This is a genomic window from Stenotrophomonas sp. ATs4 (genome assembly GCF_051861585.1).
GTDB classification, from domain to species: Bacteria; Pseudomonadota; Gammaproteobacteria; order Xanthomonadales; family Xanthomonadaceae; genus Stenotrophomonas; species Stenotrophomonas maltophilia_AS.
The window spans coordinates 658,925-675,289 of the sequence record NZ_JBLYPK010000001.1; the positions used below are offsets into that span (position 1 = coordinate 658,925).

Here is a 16,365-nt window from a genome sequence, read left to right on the forward strand (position 1 = left end):
TACCCACCCGGCCACGGACAAGTTCCTGTCTCCGTTCCACCACGGGAAGATCAAGAAAAAAGGCAGAAGCAACAGCAACAGCGATTGGCTGGCGGTCTCGGCTTTGCGAGCGAAGCGACCCGCTTTTGCCCTTGTTGTTGATTTCCCGTGATGGGTCAGCCGCAGAGATCTGTCCAAGGCCGGGTGGGGAGGCAGGGCAGGGACGTGAGCCGCATGGATGCGGCGACCGAGCTTACATGGACGTACTTGCAGCGCCCCCTGCCCTGCCTCCCCACCCGGCCAACCGCCAGAAACCCAGCTTTCAGCGACCAACCCACCCCCACCACGGAGGGGCTCCGCCGTTCGCCGTCCCCCGCCGAAGGCGCCGCCTCCCGCGCTGCAACATGCCCACGCGCAATCCTGCGCCATCATGAGCACCCGCCCCGCCTGGACCGTGCCATGCAGCAGTACCTGCTTCTGATCTATATCGAGCCTGCTCTGCTGCAGGCCCTGCCCACCGAAGAGTTCAACGCGCTGATGCGCGACTGCCTGGCCCATGCCGACAAGCTGCAGGCCGAGGGCACGCTGCTGGCCGCGCAGAAGCTGCAGCCGGTCGACACCGCACAGACCCTGCGCGTGCGTGATGGCCACAGCCGTGTACTGGATGGACCGTTCGCCGAAACCCGCGAACTGCTGGCCGGCTTCAATCTGATCGTCGCCCGCGATCGCGACGAAGCCATGCGCATCGCCCGCGACTTCCCGTGGGCGCGCTTCGGCAGCATCGAGGTGCGGCCGCTGGAAGACATGGACGCCGAGCGCGAACGCTGCGGCGCCCCGGCTGCGGCTATGGCAGCAGCCGTACTCTGATCTCGCGCGGGCCTACGCCTTCGTTGCCGCTGTAGTCGCGCACGCTGGCGCGCACGGTGTACTCGCCCGGTGGCAGCGCCGCCGGCTGCCAGCGCCCGGTTTCCATCAGGCCGTCACGCACGGTGTTGGTGGCCAGGTAACGGAACCGGGTCACCGCACTGCCATGCACGGTGATGCCGCTGTCGGGGGCGTAGGCCACCCGCACCGCTTCCTTCTGCGGCGGCATGCGGTTGAACACGATGTTCCAACGTGGTTGTTCGTAGCCCTGCAGGGGCTGTCCGCCGGCATCGAGGATCTGGTAGCCCACCTGGTACATGCCCAGGCGGCGGCGCGGCAGGTTGTTGTCGACCTGGTCCCAGGCCTCGATCACGATCTGCACGCCGCGGCCCTGCCGCGCCACCATCACCACGCCATCGCTGCCGGCGGCCATCGGCTGGTCGTTGTCGTCCAGCAGCGCCACATCGGTGATGCGCGGTGCGAAGTGGTCGGCGTAGTTCTGGAAGCCCAGCGCCACGGCATTGGTCTCGAAACCACCGGTACCCACGGCCAGGTGCACGTGCGCCTGGTTGTTGATGCTGCCCAGGCGGTCGCCAACGTGGATGCGCATGCCGCGGCGCACGCGCATCCGCTGCAGCTTGCCCTGCTCGTCGTACAGCGCTTGCCAGCGCGCGTCGTAGGGTTCGTCGCGCGGGGTGCGGCCGACCCGCATGTGGATGTACTTGAGGCGGTCCACGGCCAGGCCCTCGGCCTGCTCGCCCAGGTTCCAGGCCGCCACCGGGCTGCTGATCTTGCCTTCGGCGATCGCCAGCACGGTCTGGCCCACATCACCGCGCACATCGAAGCCGCCATGCAGGTGGTGGCGGCTCTCACCGGTGAAGTTGCCGCGCACCTCACCCAGCGTACCGACCACTTCATGCCAACCGTCCTGCGGTGCCAGCGGCCAACGCCCCCCCGTCTTCGGCAACGCGGCATCGGCAGCCGGGCCGACCAGTGCCGGTGCCGGCAGTTCACCCACCGGCAGCGGGCGCAGGCGATGCAGACGGTAGCTGGCGGCGTCGGCCACCAGCACGCTGCCATCGGCATCCATCGCCAATCCGCTGGGGCGGGCCAGGCGCGGCAGGCGACCATTGCCGACCAGCGCGATCTGGTGGCCCTGCGGCGTCACCTGCACGATGCGGCCATCAAGATCGCCCACGTACAGCACACCGTCGTGGGTGGTGGCCAGCGACAGTGGTCCATTGATCACGCCACCGGCGGCGACCACGGTGCTGACCGTACCGTCGGCGCCTACGCGGCGTACCGCGTTGTTGAACAGATCGGCCACCAGCAGCGCGCCCTGCGCATCGAAGGCCAAGGCCACCGGCGTATCGAAACGCGCAGTGGCGCCCGTGCCGTCGGCCAGGCCCGGCCGATCGCCGCCGGCCAGGGTGCGCACGTTGCCATCGGTACCGATCACCCGGATGCGGTCATTGAAGGTATCGGCCACGTAGACCTGGCCCTGCGCATCCACTGCGATGCCCATCGGCGCATCGAAGCGCGCCTGCGCGGCCGGTCCATCGGCATATCCCTGTTCACCGCCGGCCAGCGTGGTCACCTGGCCATCGGTGCCGATGCGGCGGATGGCATGGTTGCCGGTGTCGGCCACGTACAGATTGCCCTGCGCGTCGGCGGCGATGCCCGAGGGCGTATTGAAACTTGCCTGCAGTGCCGGGCCATCAACGCGCCCCTCGCCCTGCCCGGCTACGGTTTCAACACGACCGTCGGCCAGGCGGCGACGAATACGGTTGTTGTCACCGGCATCGGTGAAATAGACGCTGCCATCGGCGCTGCGCAGCAACGCGTAGGGATCGGCGAAACGCGCCTGCGCGGATGCACCGTCACGGTCACCCGGGTGGCCATCACCGGCCAGCGCCTCGATCTGCGCAGTCCACGCCAGCGGCGTGGGAACCGGGCCTGCCGGTTCAGCCAGCGTATGCAGCGGAGTCTCCCACCAGGTTGCGGCCAATGCCACCACCGTTGCCAACGCTACCCCTGCCGCCATCCATTGCCACCGTGCCATCGTGCTGCGCTGCCTGCCTGCTGTCTGAAGAGGCACCGACAATAGACGCTGAACGCACGATCCGCCACGGTCAATCGTGCGGTCAAACGCCAGAGTTCCATCCATCGCGCTTGTTCTCGCTGGCTGCAGCGGGTTCAATGCGGTTCCCACGGATGGAGATCCTCCATGCCCCGCATCCTCCCCCTCGCCGCACTGCTGGCCGCCGTATTGGCCAGCACATCCGCCACCGCTTCGATCACGGTGGCGCCACAGAAGCCGTCCGTCACCGCCGATGCGATGCACCAGGCCTATGCCACGCGATGGGATGAGGCCATCCAGCAATCGCGCAGTGGCAACACGCTGGGCGCGCTGATCGCGATGGAACGGCTGATGGAAGATCCGATGCTGGATGACTTCGACGCCGAACATCGCGGCCGCGCCGCGCAGGTCGCCGGCTGGACCGCGATGGTGCAGAAGAAGCCGGCACAGGCCCGCCGCTATCTGCAGCGGGCGCAGGAGTCGTTGCCGGACGATGCGCAGATCCTGCTGACCCTGGTCTCGCTGGAACTGTCCGAGAACCAGCCTGCACCGGCTACCCGGTACCTGGTGCAGGCACTGAAGCATGCCGAGGGTCCGCTGCCGATCGAGCGCCAGGCAATCAATTACCTGCAGTTCCGCCTGCGCGACCAGCCGCAGCGGCGCATGGAACTGCTGCAGGCACTGTTCGACAACGGCTGGAAGAGCGCTGGCCTGGAACCGACCGGGCTGTGGTTGGCGTTGGCCACGCTGCAGGCCGACAACGGCCGAGCCGATGACATCCCGGCCACGTTGGCGCGCATCACCGCCCCCGCCGAGATCATCCGGCTGCGTAGTGACAAGCGGTTTGATCGCTATGTCGACCGTAACGATGCCAGCTTCGATCCGGTGCAGGCCGCGCAGAAGCATCTCGACCAACTGCGGGTTTCCGGCCTGCTCGACCGGGCGCTGGACGCACGCATGGCCGAGTTCAGCAGCACGCTGTTGATGCTGGACCGCAACGAGGAAGTGCTGGCGCTGACCGATGGCATGGCCGGTGCGGCCGCCGAGGGCGAGTCGCCTTCGGCGGCGGAAGCCGAATGGGTGGCGTGGCTGCTCAACAGCCGGCTCACCGCACTGCGCCGGTTGGGACGTGCCGACGATGCGCTGGCCACAGCCAGGCTGGCCGCACGCATCGGTGCGCTGGGCCCGGATGGCGCCGAACACCAGTTCAACGTGGGTTTCGTGCTCAGTTCGCTGGGCCGCATGCAGGACGCGGCCGGTGCGGTGAACGACATGCCGGGCCTGGCCGGCTACGGCAAGGCGGCGCAGGCGTTGCTGCAGTTCGCTGCCGCCCGCGAACGTGGCGATGCCAAGGCAATGGAGACCGCTCGCGCTGCGATCCTCGCCGAGGGCGACGACGCCCGCCTGTTCCATCGCGAAATGCTGCTGGACGAGGGCAATCTCGACGGCGCCGCTGCCGTGCTGATCGAACAGCTGCGTTCCCCCGTTGAGCGCGGCGAGACGCTGGCTTCCCTGCAGGACATGCGTACCTATCCGTCGTTGCCCGGTGACGTGAAGATCGATGCGGCCTGGCGCGCACTCAAGCAGCGCACCGACGTGCAGGCCGAGGTCGCCCGCCTGGGTCGCATCGAACGCTACGAACTGGTCAGCACCTCCACCTCGCGCTGAGCAGATGCCCTGTAGAGCCGAGCATGGGCTCGGCTTTACAACGCCACGTGCTCCCAGCACCGCCCGCCTAGCGCGCCGGCACCTCGGTACGGATGCCCATCGCCTCGCGGTAGCGTGCGTACAGGGCCATCACCTTGTCCACATAGGCCAGGGTTTCGGCATAGGGTGGCACGCCCTTGTAGCGGGTGACCGCCCCGATGCCGGCGTTGTAGGCCGCCGCCGCCAGTGGCCGGTCACCGTTGTAGCGACGCAGCAGCGCGCGCATGTAGCGGGCGCCGCCATCGATCGACTGCTGCGGCGAGAACGGATCATTCACCCCGTACTCCTGCGCGGTGTCCGGCATCAGCTGCATCACGCCCTGTGCGCCCTTGGTCGAGACCGCCAGCGCATCGAAGTTGCTTTCGGCATGGGCGATCGCGCGCAACCATGCGTCATCGACGCCCGTGGCCTTGGCCGCGGCCTTGAACTGCTTGGCGTGCTGCGCCAGCTGCGGCGTGCCAACCTTGCCCAGGCCTTCATGTGCAGGCTCGCCTGGCGGCGTGGCCATGGTGAACTTCAGGAACACCCGCGAGCCGGGCAGGTTGCGGGTGGAATAGACCAGCGTGCCGTCCTGTTCGCGTTCGTACAGCACGCCACTGAACACGCCCATGTTGCCCCACAGGTTGGGGGTCTGAATGGCGTTGTCGTCGATCTCTTTGGCGGTACAGCGCGAGCCGGGTTCCGGCGCGGTGGCCAGGCTGACGGTGTTGCCCTGCACGCAGCGGTAGACGGTACGCGCGGCTGCCGGCCCGGGCCACAGGCTGGGCAGCAGCAACAGCGCAAGCAGGAGAGGGCGACGGGACATGGCGGCCGGATCATCCGGCCGCGCCCGCTAATGTTGGGTGAATGGGGGTCGGCAACCTCAACGGCAACGGCAACGGCCGATTTCCTGCGGCTGACAGTAGATCCACGCCATGCGTGGATGAAACCCTCTGGAGACGATGGTTCAATCAATGGAACGGAAACGCTGGGTTACTTCGCCGTCCTCCGACGCACCCAATACCCCACGCCCAGCAGCACGAACCACGCCGGGCTGGCGATCAGCGCCTGGCGGGTGTCGGCCTGCAGGCTCAGCAGCACCAGCACGGCAGCGAAGAACACCAGGCAGGCCCAGCACATGGCAACGCCACCGGGCATCTTGAAGATCGAGGCAGCGTGGCGTTCCGGGTAGCGGCGGCGATAGGCCATGTAGGCCACCAGGATCAACGACCAGACGAAGATGAACAGCACCGTCGCCAGCGTCGTCACCAGGGTGAAGGCGGTCACCAGGTTCGGAATCAGGTAGATCAGCAGGGTGCCGCCGAGCAGGCACAGGCACGAGAACAGCAGGCCGCGGGCCGGCACTGCAGCGCGCGACAACTTCGACAGCCCGCTCGGTGCGTGGCCTTCCTCAGCCAGGCCGTACAGCATGCGGCTGGTGGAGAAGATGCCGCTGTTGGCCGAGGACGTGGCCGAGGTCAGCACCACGAAGTTGATCAGGCTGGCGGCAGCGGGAATGCCGGCCAGCACGAACAGCTGCACGAACGGGCTCTTGTCCGGCACCACCTGGCGCCACGGGGTGACCGCCATGATCGCGACCAGCGCCAGCACGTAGAAGATGATGATGCGGATCGGGATCGAGTTGATCGCCTTGGGCAGATTGCGCTCCGGGTCGGCCGTTTCGGCGGCGGTGGTGCCGACCAGCTCGATACCGACGAAGGCGAACACCGCAATCTGGAAACCGGCGAAGAAGCCGACCAGGCCCATCGGGAACATGCCACCGTCATTCCACAGGTTCGACAGCGCGGCGGTGTGGCCGCTGGGCGAGGTGAAGCCCCACGCCACCAGCCCGGCGCCGGTGATGATCAACGCGCAGATCGCCACGATCTTGATCAGCGCGAACCAGAATTCCATTTCGCCGAACAGCTTCACCGTCACCAGGTTCAATGCCAGCAGCAGCATCACGCAGGCCAGTGCCGGTTTCCAGGCTTCAAGGCCGGGGAACCAGAACTGCGCGTAGGCGGCAATGGCGATCACATCGGCGATGGCGGTGACGATCCAGCAGAACCAGTACGTCCATCCACAGAAGAAGCCTGCCCAAGGGCCGAGCAGGTCGGTGGAAAAATCGATGAAGGATTTGTACTGCAGGTTGGACAGCAACAGCTCGCCCATCGCGCGCATCACGAAGAACAACATCGCGCCGATGATCAGGTAGACGAAGACAATGGAGGGGCCGGCCAGGCTGATGGTCTTGCCCGACCCCATGAACAGGCCGGTGCCGATGGCACCGCCAATGGCGATCAGTTGCAGGTGGCGGTTGGACAGGCTGCGGCGCAGGTGCTCGGGGGGCGTTGCGGGCTCGGTCATGGGCGCGGGCAAAAGGGCGGGCGAAGCATTCGACGGTAGTCCTCCACGGGCCGGAGCGCCAGCACCGAGCGGGTCGATCACGTCAAACTTGGCCGCTTTCATCACAATGTGACCGAATACCGGATTCGCCCCATTCCGCCCGGCCCGGCGCCATGCTCAGATAGCCGCACCTGTCCAAGGATCGGCCCGACCATGCGCCTTGCCCTGCCTGCCCCGCTGGAGCTCCGGCCATGAGCCGGCTGCGCGTCATCATCGGCGGCACCGCACTGGCGCTGCTGGCCGCGGCGGTGCCGATCGCGGTGATGGCCTATGCCACCTGGGACCGCGCCGTCAGCGTCGAGCAGCAGCGGCTGCACGATATCGCCAGCCGCGCCCTGCGCCGTGCCGACCAGTCCTACCAGGAAGCACTGGCCGCGCTGAAATCGGCCGAGGTTGGCGCCCACGACGCGTGTGGGCCCGACCATATCCGGCGCATGCAGACGCTGGTGATGACCACGCCGTCGATCGACCAGATGGGCTACTTCGAAGGTGGCAAGCTGCGCTGCACGTCGTGGGGGCCGTTCCTGTCGGACGTGAGCCAGCCCAAGGCCGACCACGTCACCGGCGATGGCGCCGGTATCGCCGTGGATGTGCGCCCCGAAGCAAGCGGACGGCGCCAGGTCCTGTCGATCCTGTATGGCAACTACGACGTGCTGGTCGATCCGCGCCGCTTCGTCGACGTCATCGCCGACCCGAACGTACGCCTTGCCCTGGCCAGCCCGGATGGCCGCCTTCTGGCCCAGCAGGAGGGCATGGATCCCGCATTGCTGGAGACCCTGCTGCGCGCGCCCGGTGAGGGCCTGGACCACAACACCCTGTACGCCACCGCCCGCAACGAGGCGTGGTTGGCGATCGCGACCACGCCGCGAACCGCGCTCGCTGCAACCTTCCGCCAGCAGGCGTGGCTGTTCGTGCCGATCGGTGTTCTGCTGGCCGCGGTCGGTGCCGGCCTGGTGATCTGGCTGTCGCGGCGCCGCCTGTCGCTGCGTGGCGAGCTGGCCACGGCGATCCGCCGCCGCGAGCTGTACCTGCACTACCAGCCGATCATCGAACTGGATACCGGCATCTGCGTCGGCGCCGAAGCCCTGGTGCGATGGCAGCGCCCGGACGGCACCCAGGTGCGGCCGGACCTGTTCATTCCGCTGGCCGAAGAAGCCGGCATGATCGCCGCCGTCACCGATCTGGTGATCGAGAACGTGGTGCGCGACATGCGCGAACTGCTGGTGACCGACCGCAGCGCGCACATCGCGATCAACCTGGCCGCCGAAGACATCAGCAGCGGCCGCGCGTTGAAGATGATCTCCAAGCACATGGCAGGCAGCGGCATCCTGCCGCAGCAGATCTGGATGGAAGCCACCGAGCACGGCTTCCTGGACCTGGACCGCGCACGCACGATGCTGGCGCAGGCGCGTCGGGCCGGGCACAGCGTGGCCATCGATGATTTCGGCGTGGGCTTCTCCAGCCTGCAGTACCTGGAGCAGCTGCCGCTGGATGCGCTGAAGATCGACAAGTCGTTCATTGATGCGATCGGCACCGAGAGCGCAACCAGCCCGGTGACGCCGCACATCATCGACATGGCCAAGGAGCTGGGCCTGTGGGTAGTGGCCGAGGGCGTGGAAACCGAAGCACAGCTCGCCTATCTGCATACCCGGAAGGTCGAGTTCGCGCAGGGCTGGCTGTTCTCGCGGCCGCTGCCACGGGATGAGTTCGTGGTGTTCCACCACAAGCGGCAGCAGCGCTATGGCGCGGCGCGGGAGCACATGCAGAATCCGCGCAGCGTGCCGATCGAGCGTGAGGGAGTGGAGTAGGACGGCGAACGGCGGAGCCCCTCGTGGTGGATCGCGTACTGCTATCCCAGGGTTGGCCGGGACGGTCGGGTTCGCGGGGGACGCCGTAAACCCGTCCATGGGGGCTTGGCCGCGGCATCCATGCCGCGGACACCCCCGCGAACCCGACCGCCCCGACCTCTGACAGGTTCCGGCGGCGTCCCACCACGGAATCAACAGAAGAATGCAAAGGCAAACGCGGGTCGCTGCGCTCGGTAGATCCACGCCATGCGTGGATGGCGTGGACCACGGTGCAGGCCGCTGCCCAGCACCTCCGTAACGTTTGGCCTGCGCCTATGCCCAGGCCTTCGGCCGTGCCAGCAGCCACGCCACGCTCACCGCCAGCAGCAGCAACGGCAGCCATCCCAGCTGGCTCGGGCCACCCGCCTGCAGCAGCACCCCCCCTGCAACGCCACCGGCGGCGATGGCCAGGTTCCAGCCGGTCACCAGCATCGACTGCGCCAGATCCGCAGCGGCACCGGCACGCCGTGCCAATGCGGTCTGGAACAACGTAGGCACCGCGCCGAAGGCCACGCCCCAGAGGATCGTCGCCAGCAGCAGCGGAGTGGCCTGCCCCGGCCACAGCAGCAGGGTCAGCACCGGCAGGATGAAACCGATCACCGCAGCCCACACCAGCGTGCGCAGATGGCGGTCCACGCCCCAGCCGGCAATGCCGATGCCGGCGATGGCGGCCACGCCGAAGGCCAGCAACAGCCGGTCCAGCCACGGGCCGGCGCCGGCCTCCACCGCCAGCGGTTCGATGTAGGTGTAGAGCACGTTATGCGCCAGCACGTACAGCACCATCACCGCCAACGCGCTGCGCACGCCGGGCATGCGCCACACCACGCCCAGCGACGTGCGCTGACCTGCAGCCGCCGCCGGCAACGCGGGCAGTGCCCAGCGCGCGTATCCCAGCAGCACGACCGCCAGCACGCTCATCAGCGCGAACGCCCAGCGCCAGCCGATCTGCTGGCCCAGCAACGTGCCGGCCGGTACGCCCAGCGACAACGCCAGCGGCGATCCGACCATCGCCACCGCAATCGCGCGGCCCTGAAGCGATGGCACCACCATGCGCGCGGCGTAACCGGCCACCAGCGACCACAGCAGGCCACCACACACGCCGGCCAGGAAGCGCGCGGCCAGGATCAGCGGGTAGCTGCTGCTCAGTGCGGTCAGCGTGTTGACCACCACGAAGCCGGCAATGGCGGCCAGCAGCAACGGACGTCGCGGCAGACGCTGGGTCAACGCGGTCATCGGCAGCGCGGCCATTACCGAGCCCAGTGCGTACACGCTGACCAGCTGGCCCACCGCCGCGTCACTCACACCGAGGCTTTCGCCCATCGGCCGCAGTACGCCGGCCGGCAGGGTTTCGGTCAGCAGGGTGATGAAGCCGCCGCCAGCCAGCGCCAACAGTCCCGCCCACGGCAGGCGCGTGGCTTCACCGGCCGGGCTGGCGGCATCGATGGCATGGCCGCTCATCGGGCCGTCTCCAGATCCGCGTAGACCGCATCGCGCAGTTCATCGACGAAGGCACCGTCCATGCCTTCGTACAGAGTGTTGGTCAGCGCCACCACGCTCAGCCCACGCGCAGGGTCGACGAACCAGCTATGCCCATAGGCACCACCCCAACGCCATGTACCTACGTTCTGGGGTGTACCGCTGGCGGCGGCGTCGCGCAGCACTGCAAAGCCCAGCCCGAAGCCCCAGCCGGCCGGTTCCGGCGGCCCCTGCTCGCCTACCTGCGGGCTGGCCATCTCCGCCACCAGTGCGGGCGGCAGCAGATTCGAAGCCCGCACATCGCGCAAGGCTTCCAGCACCGCCATTACGTCATCGGCGGTGCCGACCAGGCCGGCGCCGGCCGAAGGGAAACGGCTGGCATCGGTGGCACGCGCGAGGCTGTACTCGATGCCGACCGTACCCTCGAACGGAGCGACCAACTCGCCTTCCTGCAGGCGATGCGGCTGCGGCGCGTCGCTCACATAGGGCGTGGCCAACCGTGCCGCGTCGCGTGCCGCAAATGCAGTGTCGCGCAGACCCAAGGGTGCGGCCAGCAAGCGCTCGTACAGTGCCTGCAGGGTGTCACCCGTCGCTGCTTCGGCCACGGCACCGGCAACGTCCACGCCCAGCGAGTACAGCCATTGGCTGCCCGGCGCGAACAACAACGGCGCCTGCGCGATGCGGCGCACGTTCTCCGCCAGAGACAGCGGGTTCGCGTCCATGCCATCGCTGACCCCAGCGCGTGCATAGGGGCCGTCCGCATCCGCTTCAAGGAAGCGGTAGCCCAAGCCGCTGCTGTGGCTGAGCAGCTGGCGCAGGCTGATCGGTGGCGTGCGGCCGTCGGCCAGCGAAGGGCGGAAGTCCGGCAACCAGCGTTGTACCGGCGCATCGAGGTCGAGCACGCCTTCCGCTACCAGGCGCAGGATCACCGTGGTCAGTAGCGGCTTGCTGACCGACGCCAGCCGGAACAACTGGTCGCGCTGCATCGGCCTGGCCGACTCGCGATCGGCCAGGCCGCTGGCGCTGGCATGGCGCAGCACGCCGTGCTCGCGTACCAGCACCACCGCACCGACCAGGCGCTGCGGGTGCACCTGTTGCAGCAGCCGCTGCACCGAAGGCAGCGTCGGCACAGGTTCAAGGGAAGGAGCAGCGTTCATCGCGAAGGTCCGTGGGGAGAGGCCCGCCACGTTAGGCAGCCCGCCGCCGCGCAAAAAGCCGGTTGCCGCTCCGGGCATCATGGACCGTGCAGTCCGCAATCGGCATGATGGCCGGAACTTCAAGGCCGCAACGGCTCCCGCTCCGCCCCGCACCACAGTTTTGCGATGGCGGCGCCCCCACCGCGTTCGTGCGCCCCTACCCTGCTGCTTTCATTGCCCACACGCCCATGTCAGTCCTGGACAACCTCGCCAACCTGCAGACCTTCGTGCACGCCGCCGATTCCCGCAGCTTCGTCGAAACCGGGCGCCTGCAGGGCATCTCCGCTTCGGCCGCCGGCAAATGCGTTGCCCGGCTGGAGCACGCGCTGGGCGTGCGCCTGTTCCACCGCAGCACGCGCAGCATCACCCTCACCGCCGAGGGCCAGCTGTTCCTGGCCCGTTGCCGTCGCATCCTCGACGAGCGCGATGCCGCGCGCACCGAGCTTGCGCAACCGCATGCCACGCCCAGCGGCACCTTGCGCATCAGCCTGCCGCTGGTTGGCGACCTGACCCTGCCGCTGATGGCCGAGTTCATGGCGGCCTACCCGGACATCCGCCTCGATCTTGATTTCAGCGACCGTCTGGTCGATGTCATCGAGGAAGGTTTCGATGCCGTGCTGCGTGTCGGCGAGCCCAGCGACTCACGCATGAACGCACGACGCCTTGGCGTGTTTCCGCGCCGCATCGTTGCCTCGCCCGCGTACCTGCAGCGCCGGGGTGTTCCGCGCACGCCGGTCGAATTGGTGCAGCACACGCTGCTGCACTATCGCTTCCCCAGCAGCGGCAAACTGGAGCCGTGGCCGATCCACTGGCTCGATGACGAGACCCCGCTGGAGCTTCCAGTGCACATGGTCGCCAATACCATCGAAGCGCGGGTGGCGCTGGCACTACGCGATATCGGCCTGGCCTTCGTGCCGGTGCACTCGGTGCGCGATGCACTGGCCGACGGCCGGCTGGTGACCGTGCTGGACGATCATGTGCACTCCTGCGGCACCTTCCATCTGCTGTGGCCTTCCGGACGTCACGTACTGCCGAAGCTGCGCGTGTTCATCGATTTCATCGGAACGCGCTTGGGAACCGTACCGTAGATCCACGCCATGCGTGGATGCTTCAATCAGCCGAGCATGGCTCGGCTCTACAGTTGCACCCAGCCATTCAGCCAACCCCGCTATACTGGCGCCTCATTCCTCCAAGAGGCTCGCGACCAATGCGCCATTGATGCCGCCGTCTTCCCACTAGACGGCCTGACTCTTCCCGCCCCTGCGCGCAGGGGAGAACCCGGCATCCATGGAGGTCGCATGACCCCGCATTCCCTCACGCTCGATCGCGTGTCGTATCGATTGGCCGACGGCCGCCTGCTGTTTTCCGATCTGACGTTTTCCTTTGATCCAATCGCCACCGGTCTGGTCGGTGCCAATGGCGCCGGCAAGAGCGTGCTCGCACGCCTGCTGGCCGGCCGGCTGCTACCCGACAGCGGCCAGGTACGCGGCAGCGGCCGCGTGTTCGTGCTTCCGACACCGGGCTATCCACCGTCCGGCACCGTGGGCGAGCTCGCAGGCGTGGGCGAAGCGCTGGCGGCACTGCAACGCATCGAAGCCGGCAGCGTGGACGACGCCGACTTCGCCTGCGTCGGCGAGCGCTGGGATCTGCGCGACCGCCTGCAGCAGCGCTGGCAGGCGCTCCGGCTACCCGATGATCTTGATCCTGCACAGCCCGCCGCGCGCCTAAGCGGTGGCCAGGCCATGCAGGTCGCGCTGTCCGGTGCCTGGGCCAGTGGTGCCGATTGGCTGATCCTGGACGAACCCAGCAACCACCTCGATGTACGCCATCGCCAACAGCTGTACGAACACCTGCAGCAGTGGCGTGGTGGCTTGCTGGTGATCAGTCATGATCGCGAACTGCTGGCGCACATGCAGCAGATCGTCGAGCTGGACGCGCGCGGGCTGCATCGCTATGGCGGACCATGGCAGCACTACGCCGACGCGCGCGCCGCCGAACGCGAGGCCGCTGCCACCCAGCTCGACCATGCCCGCGCCCAGCACCGACAGCAGCAACGCAGCGCGCGCGAGCAACACGAACGCCAGCAGCAGCGCCAGGCACGTGGCAACCGCGAGGCGAAGCAAGCCAACCAGGCACCGATCCTGCTGGGCCGGCAGAAGCAGCGTGCCGAGGCCAGTCATGGCCGCGCACAACAGGTCCAGGCCGAGCGCCTGCAGGCCAGCGCAAAGCAGCTGCGCGCAGCAGCATCCGCAGTGCATGCCGCCCCGGAACTGGCACTGTTTGCCGGTGCAGGCGAGCGTGGCAGCACGCGGCTGCTGCAGGCGGATTCGCTGGTGCTGCCCCATGGCTGCAGTGCGCCGTTGCAGCTGGAGATCCGTCGCGGCCAGCGCATCGCCGTAGTCGGTGACAACGGCAGCGGTAAATCCACCCTGCTGCGTGTGTTGGCCGGCCAGCTGCCTGCACGCAGTGGCACCGTGCAACGCCATGCCCCATTGGCGCTGCTCGACCAGCAGCTGCTGGGATTGTCCGGCGAACGCAACATCCTCGACACCGTACAGGCCGCCAACCCGGCGGCTGATGCTGGTGAACTGCGCACACGGCTGGCCCTGCTCGGGCTGGACGCGCAGCGGATCCAGCAGAACGCCAGCAGCCTCAGCGACGGCGAACGGGTGAAGGGTGCGCTGGCCAGCGTGTTGTTTGCCGATCCCGCGCCACAGCTGTTGCTGCTGGACGAGCCGGGTAACGCGCTGGATCTGAGTGCGTTGCAGGCGTTGGAGGAACTGCTGATGGCATGGCCGGGCGCGCTGGTGATGGTCAGCCACGACCGGCACCTGCTGCAGGCATTGCAACCGACCCACGTGCTGCAGGTGAGCACCGAGGGTTGGCAGTGGCGTGACGCCTTGTAGATCCACGCCGTGCGTGGATTCGATTCTGTAGAGTCGAGCCATGCTCGACTCCGCCATGTCAGCCATCCACGCATGGCGTGGATTCGATTCTGTAGAGTCGAGCCATGCTCGACTCCGCCATGTCAGCCATCCACGCATGGCGTGGATCTACAGGAGCCGCTAGCTCAGCGCTTCCACACCGGGAACGCCTGCGGCAGCTGATGCCACAGCAGCGGCCCCGCGCGCAGCTCCTGGTCGTTGAGCAGGCAGCCATCCAACTCCGCACGCACCGCGCGCTCATCCATGTGCACGCCGATCACCACCAGCTCCTGGCGGCGATCACCCCACAACGGGTGCCACAGCCGTTGCATCGCCGCGTGCGCGGCTGAATCCGGGAATTCCTCCAGCCCCGGCAATGGCGCGCTCCAGCAATCGGCCTGCTGCCGCGCCCAGCCCAGGTCGCTGTAAGGCAGCGGTGTCGGCGGCAACAACGGCGCGGTATCTTCCAGGCCGGCACGCACGCGATCGCGCGCGGCATACCAGAAGCCTGCCGCCTGCGTGCGCGTCGCCGCGCCCACGGTGTTCAGCTCGCCCACCCAATCCATGCGGTTGGCCAGCCAGAACCAGCCCTTGCTGCGGATCACGCCCGGCATCCCCGACTGCAGCGCGCGTGCGAAACGCGCCGGGTGGAACGGACGCCGCGAGCGGTAGACGAAGCTGCCGATGCCGTACTCCTCGGTTTCCGGTGTGTGCTCGCCGCGCAGTTCCTTCACCCAGCCCGGCGCGCGTTGCGCACGCTCCATGTCGAAGCGACCGGTATCGAGCAGCTCGGCCAGTGGCACATCGCCGAAGCTGGACAGCAGCAGCTTGGCGTCGCGGTTCAACCCGCGCAGCACGGCCAGCGTGTCCTGCAGCACTTCGTCGTCCACCTGGTCCACCTTGCTGACCACGATCACGTCGGCGAACTCGACCTGCTCGCACAGCAGGTCAACCACACCGCGGTCATCCTCCGGGCCAGCCTGCTGGCCGCGCTCGGCCAGTCGCGAAGTCGAACCGAAGTCTGCAAGGAACGCGCTGCCGTCGACCACCGTCACCATCGTGTCCAGGCGCGCGATGTCACTCAGGCTGAAGCCATGCTCGTCGCGCACCGCGAAGGTGGCCGCCACCGGCATCGGCTCGCCAATACCGGTTGATTCGATCAACAGGTAGTCGTAGCGGCCAGCGTCGGCCAGGCGGCGTACTTCCTGCAGCAGATCGTCACGCAGCGTGCAGCAGATGCAGCCGTTGCTGAATTCCACCAGCGTCTCTTCGGTGCGGCGCAGCTCGGCGCCACCTTCGCGCACCAGCTGCGCATCGATGTTGACCTCGCTCATGTCGTTGACGATGACCGCTACACGCAGGCCCTCGCGGTTGCGCAGGATCTGGTTGAGCAGGGTGGTCTTGCCGGCCCCCAGGAAGCCGGACAGTACGGTGACCGGAAGGCGACGGTCGGCGCGGGAAACAGTGTTCATGTCGGAGCGGGTTGGCTGCGGAACGGAAATGTTACTGTATAACAATTGTTGCGCAAGGAACCTCCCCCGATGAAGTCACCTTCTGCCGCCCTGCTCGATGCCGGCGCGGTCGCCCTGTCCAGCCTGTGCCTGCTGCACTGCCTGGCGCTGCCCCTGCTTGCCGCCGCGCTGCCGCTGTTCGGCACCTGGGCCGAAGCGGAATGGGTGCACCTGCTGTTCGTGGCCATCGCCCTGCCGTTGACCGGCTACGTGCTGTGGCGGGCCGAGCGTCGTCACCCACTACCGGTGCTGGCCTGGGCCACCGCCGGCGTCGGTCTGGGCCTGTTGCTGGCCGGCGCGCTCGCACTGCCCTCGCATGACTGGGAAACGCCGATGACGGTCATCGGCAGCCTGCTGCTGGCCGCAACGCATATCTGGAACGCACGGCACCGGCAC

The 16,365-nt window shown here is 67.7% G+C and carries 12 protein-coding genes; 6 read left to right on the plus strand and 6 right to left on the minus strand.

What is annotated here, in order from left to right; all coding sequences use genetic code 11:
• The first annotated feature begins 438 nt into the window (after nt 1-438).
• A complete protein-coding gene (locus ABR323_RS03120; RefSeq protein WP_005412102.1) occupies nt 439-846 on the plus strand; it encodes a YciI family protein in 408 nt (135 codons plus the stop codon).
• Here ABR323_RS03120 and ABR323_RS03125 read toward each other — a convergent pair.
• Nucleotides 824-2,905 carry an NHL repeat-containing protein gene (locus ABR323_RS03125; RefSeq protein WP_439448150.1) on the minus strand — a complete coding sequence of 694 codons (2,082 nt, stop codon included), beginning with the start codon at nt 2,903-2,905 and terminating at the stop codon, nt 824-826. The two genes, ABR323_RS03120 and ABR323_RS03125, sit on opposite strands and share 23 nt — an antisense overlap.
• Nucleotides 2,906-3,070: 165 nt before the next feature.
• Between ABR323_RS03125 and ABR323_RS03130 the strand changes: the two genes are divergently transcribed.
• The gene (locus ABR323_RS03130) at nt 3,071-4,591 is read left to right on the plus strand and encodes a hypothetical protein (protein ID WP_439448151.1); all 1,521 of its coding nucleotides are present in this window, start codon (nt 3,071-3,073) and stop codon (nt 4,589-4,591) included.
• Between the two features lie 67 nt (nt 4,592-4,658).
• Here the strand turns inward: ABR323_RS03130 and ABR323_RS03135 are convergent, their stop codons facing one another.
• Nucleotides 4,659-5,435, minus strand: coding sequence for a lytic transglycosylase domain-containing protein (locus tag ABR323_RS03135; protein ID WP_135272136.1), 777 nt, complete (start codon nt 5,433-5,435; stop codon nt 4,659-4,661).
• A 167-nt stretch (nt 5,436-5,602) separates the two neighbouring features.
• Nucleotides 5,603-6,976: a D-serine/D-alanine/glycine transporter gene (gene cycA / locus ABR323_RS03140; protein WP_439448152.1), complete on the minus strand. Its 1,374-nt coding sequence runs from the start codon at nt 6,974-6,976 to the stop codon at nt 5,603-5,605.
• Nucleotides 6,977-7,206: 230 nt separating this feature from the next.
• On the opposite strand from cycA, the gene ABR323_RS03145 reads away from it, so the two are divergent.
• Complete coding sequence (locus ABR323_RS03145) at nt 7,207-8,823, plus strand: EAL domain-containing protein (protein ID WP_439448153.1); 1,617 nt, start codon at nt 7,207-7,209, stop codon at nt 8,821-8,823.
• Between the two features lie 312 nt (nt 8,824-9,135).
• Here the strand turns inward: ABR323_RS03145 and ABR323_RS03150 are convergent, their stop codons facing one another.
• Nucleotides 9,136-10,320 (minus strand): MFS transporter, encoded by a 1,185-nt coding sequence (locus ABR323_RS03150; RefSeq protein WP_439448154.1) that lies wholly within the window; start codon nt 10,318-10,320, stop codon nt 9,136-9,138.
• Nucleotides 10,317-11,495: a serine hydrolase domain-containing protein gene (locus ABR323_RS03155; protein WP_439448155.1), complete on the minus strand. Its 1,179-nt coding sequence runs from the start codon at nt 11,493-11,495 to the stop codon at nt 10,317-10,319. The genes ABR323_RS03150 and ABR323_RS03155 overlap by 4 nt, the downstream gene beginning before the upstream one ends.
• Before the next feature lie 227 nt (nt 11,496-11,722).
• Between ABR323_RS03155 and ABR323_RS03160 the strand changes: the two genes are divergently transcribed.
• Together ABR323_RS03160 and ABR323_RS03165 are read left to right on the plus strand one after the other, a co-directional pair.
• A complete protein-coding gene (locus tag ABR323_RS03160) occupies nt 11,723-12,622 on the plus strand; it encodes a LysR family transcriptional regulator (RefSeq protein ID WP_439448156.1) in 900 nt (299 codons plus the stop codon).
• 210 nt (nt 12,623-12,832) lie between these two features.
• Nucleotides 12,833-14,440 (plus strand): ATP-binding cassette domain-containing protein, encoded by a 1,608-nt coding sequence (locus ABR323_RS03165; RefSeq protein ID WP_439448157.1) that lies wholly within the window; start codon nt 12,833-12,835, stop codon nt 14,438-14,440.
• Nucleotides 14,441-14,604: 164 nt separating this feature from the next.
• On the opposite strand, the gene ABR323_RS03170 is transcribed toward ABR323_RS03165, so the two are convergent.
• On the minus strand, nt 14,605-15,930 hold the full coding sequence (locus tag ABR323_RS03170; RefSeq protein ID WP_439448158.1) for a GTP-binding protein: 1,326 nt from the start codon (nt 15,928-15,930) through the stop codon (nt 14,605-14,607).
• 69 nt (nt 15,931-15,999) lie between these two features.
• Between ABR323_RS03170 and ABR323_RS03175 the strand changes: the two genes are divergently transcribed.
• Nucleotides 16,000-16,365 (plus strand): MerC domain-containing protein (locus ABR323_RS03175; RefSeq protein WP_439448159.1); only part of this gene is annotated, 366 nt, incomplete at its 3' end.

Bases quoted from the DNA above. Each gene is read 5' to 3' on its own strand.
- ABR323_RS03165 (WP_439448157.1), top strand. From the start codon at position 12,833: ATGACCCCGCATTCCCTCACGCTCGATCGCGTGTCGTATCGATTGGCC.
- ABR323_RS03130 (WP_439448151.1), top strand. From the start codon at position 3,071: ATGCCCCGCATCCTCCCCCTCGCCGCACTGCTGGCCGCCGTATTGGCC.
- cycA (WP_439448152.1), bottom strand. From the start codon at position 6,976: ATGACCGAGCCCGCAACGCCCCCCGAGCACCTGCGCCGCAGCCTGTCC.
- ABR323_RS03125 (WP_439448150.1), bottom strand. From the start codon at position 2,905: ATGGCACGGTGGCAATGGATGGCGGCAGGGGTAGCGTTGGCAACGGTG.
- ABR323_RS03150 (WP_439448154.1), bottom strand. From the start codon at position 10,320: ATGAGCGGCCATGCCATCGATGCCGCCAGCCCGGCCGGTGAAGCCACG.
- ABR323_RS03170 (WP_439448158.1), bottom strand. From the start codon at position 15,930: ATGAACACTGTTTCCCGCGCCGACCGTCGCCTTCCGGTCACCGTACTG.
- ABR323_RS03145 (WP_439448153.1), top strand. From the start codon at position 7,207: ATGAGCCGGCTGCGCGTCATCATCGGCGGCACCGCACTGGCGCTGCTG.
- ABR323_RS03160 (WP_439448156.1), top strand. From the start codon at position 11,723: ATGTCAGTCCTGGACAACCTCGCCAACCTGCAGACCTTCGTGCACGCC.
- ABR323_RS03135 (WP_135272136.1), bottom strand. From the start codon at position 5,435: ATGTCCCGTCGCCCTCTCCTGCTTGCGCTGTTGCTGCTGCCCAGCCTG.
- ABR323_RS03120 (WP_005412102.1), top strand. From the start codon at position 439: ATGCAGCAGTACCTGCTTCTGATCTATATCGAGCCTGCTCTGCTGCAG.
- ABR323_RS03155 (WP_439448155.1), bottom strand. From the start codon at position 11,495: ATGAACGCTGCTCCTTCCCTTGAACCTGTGCCGACGCTGCCTTCGGTG.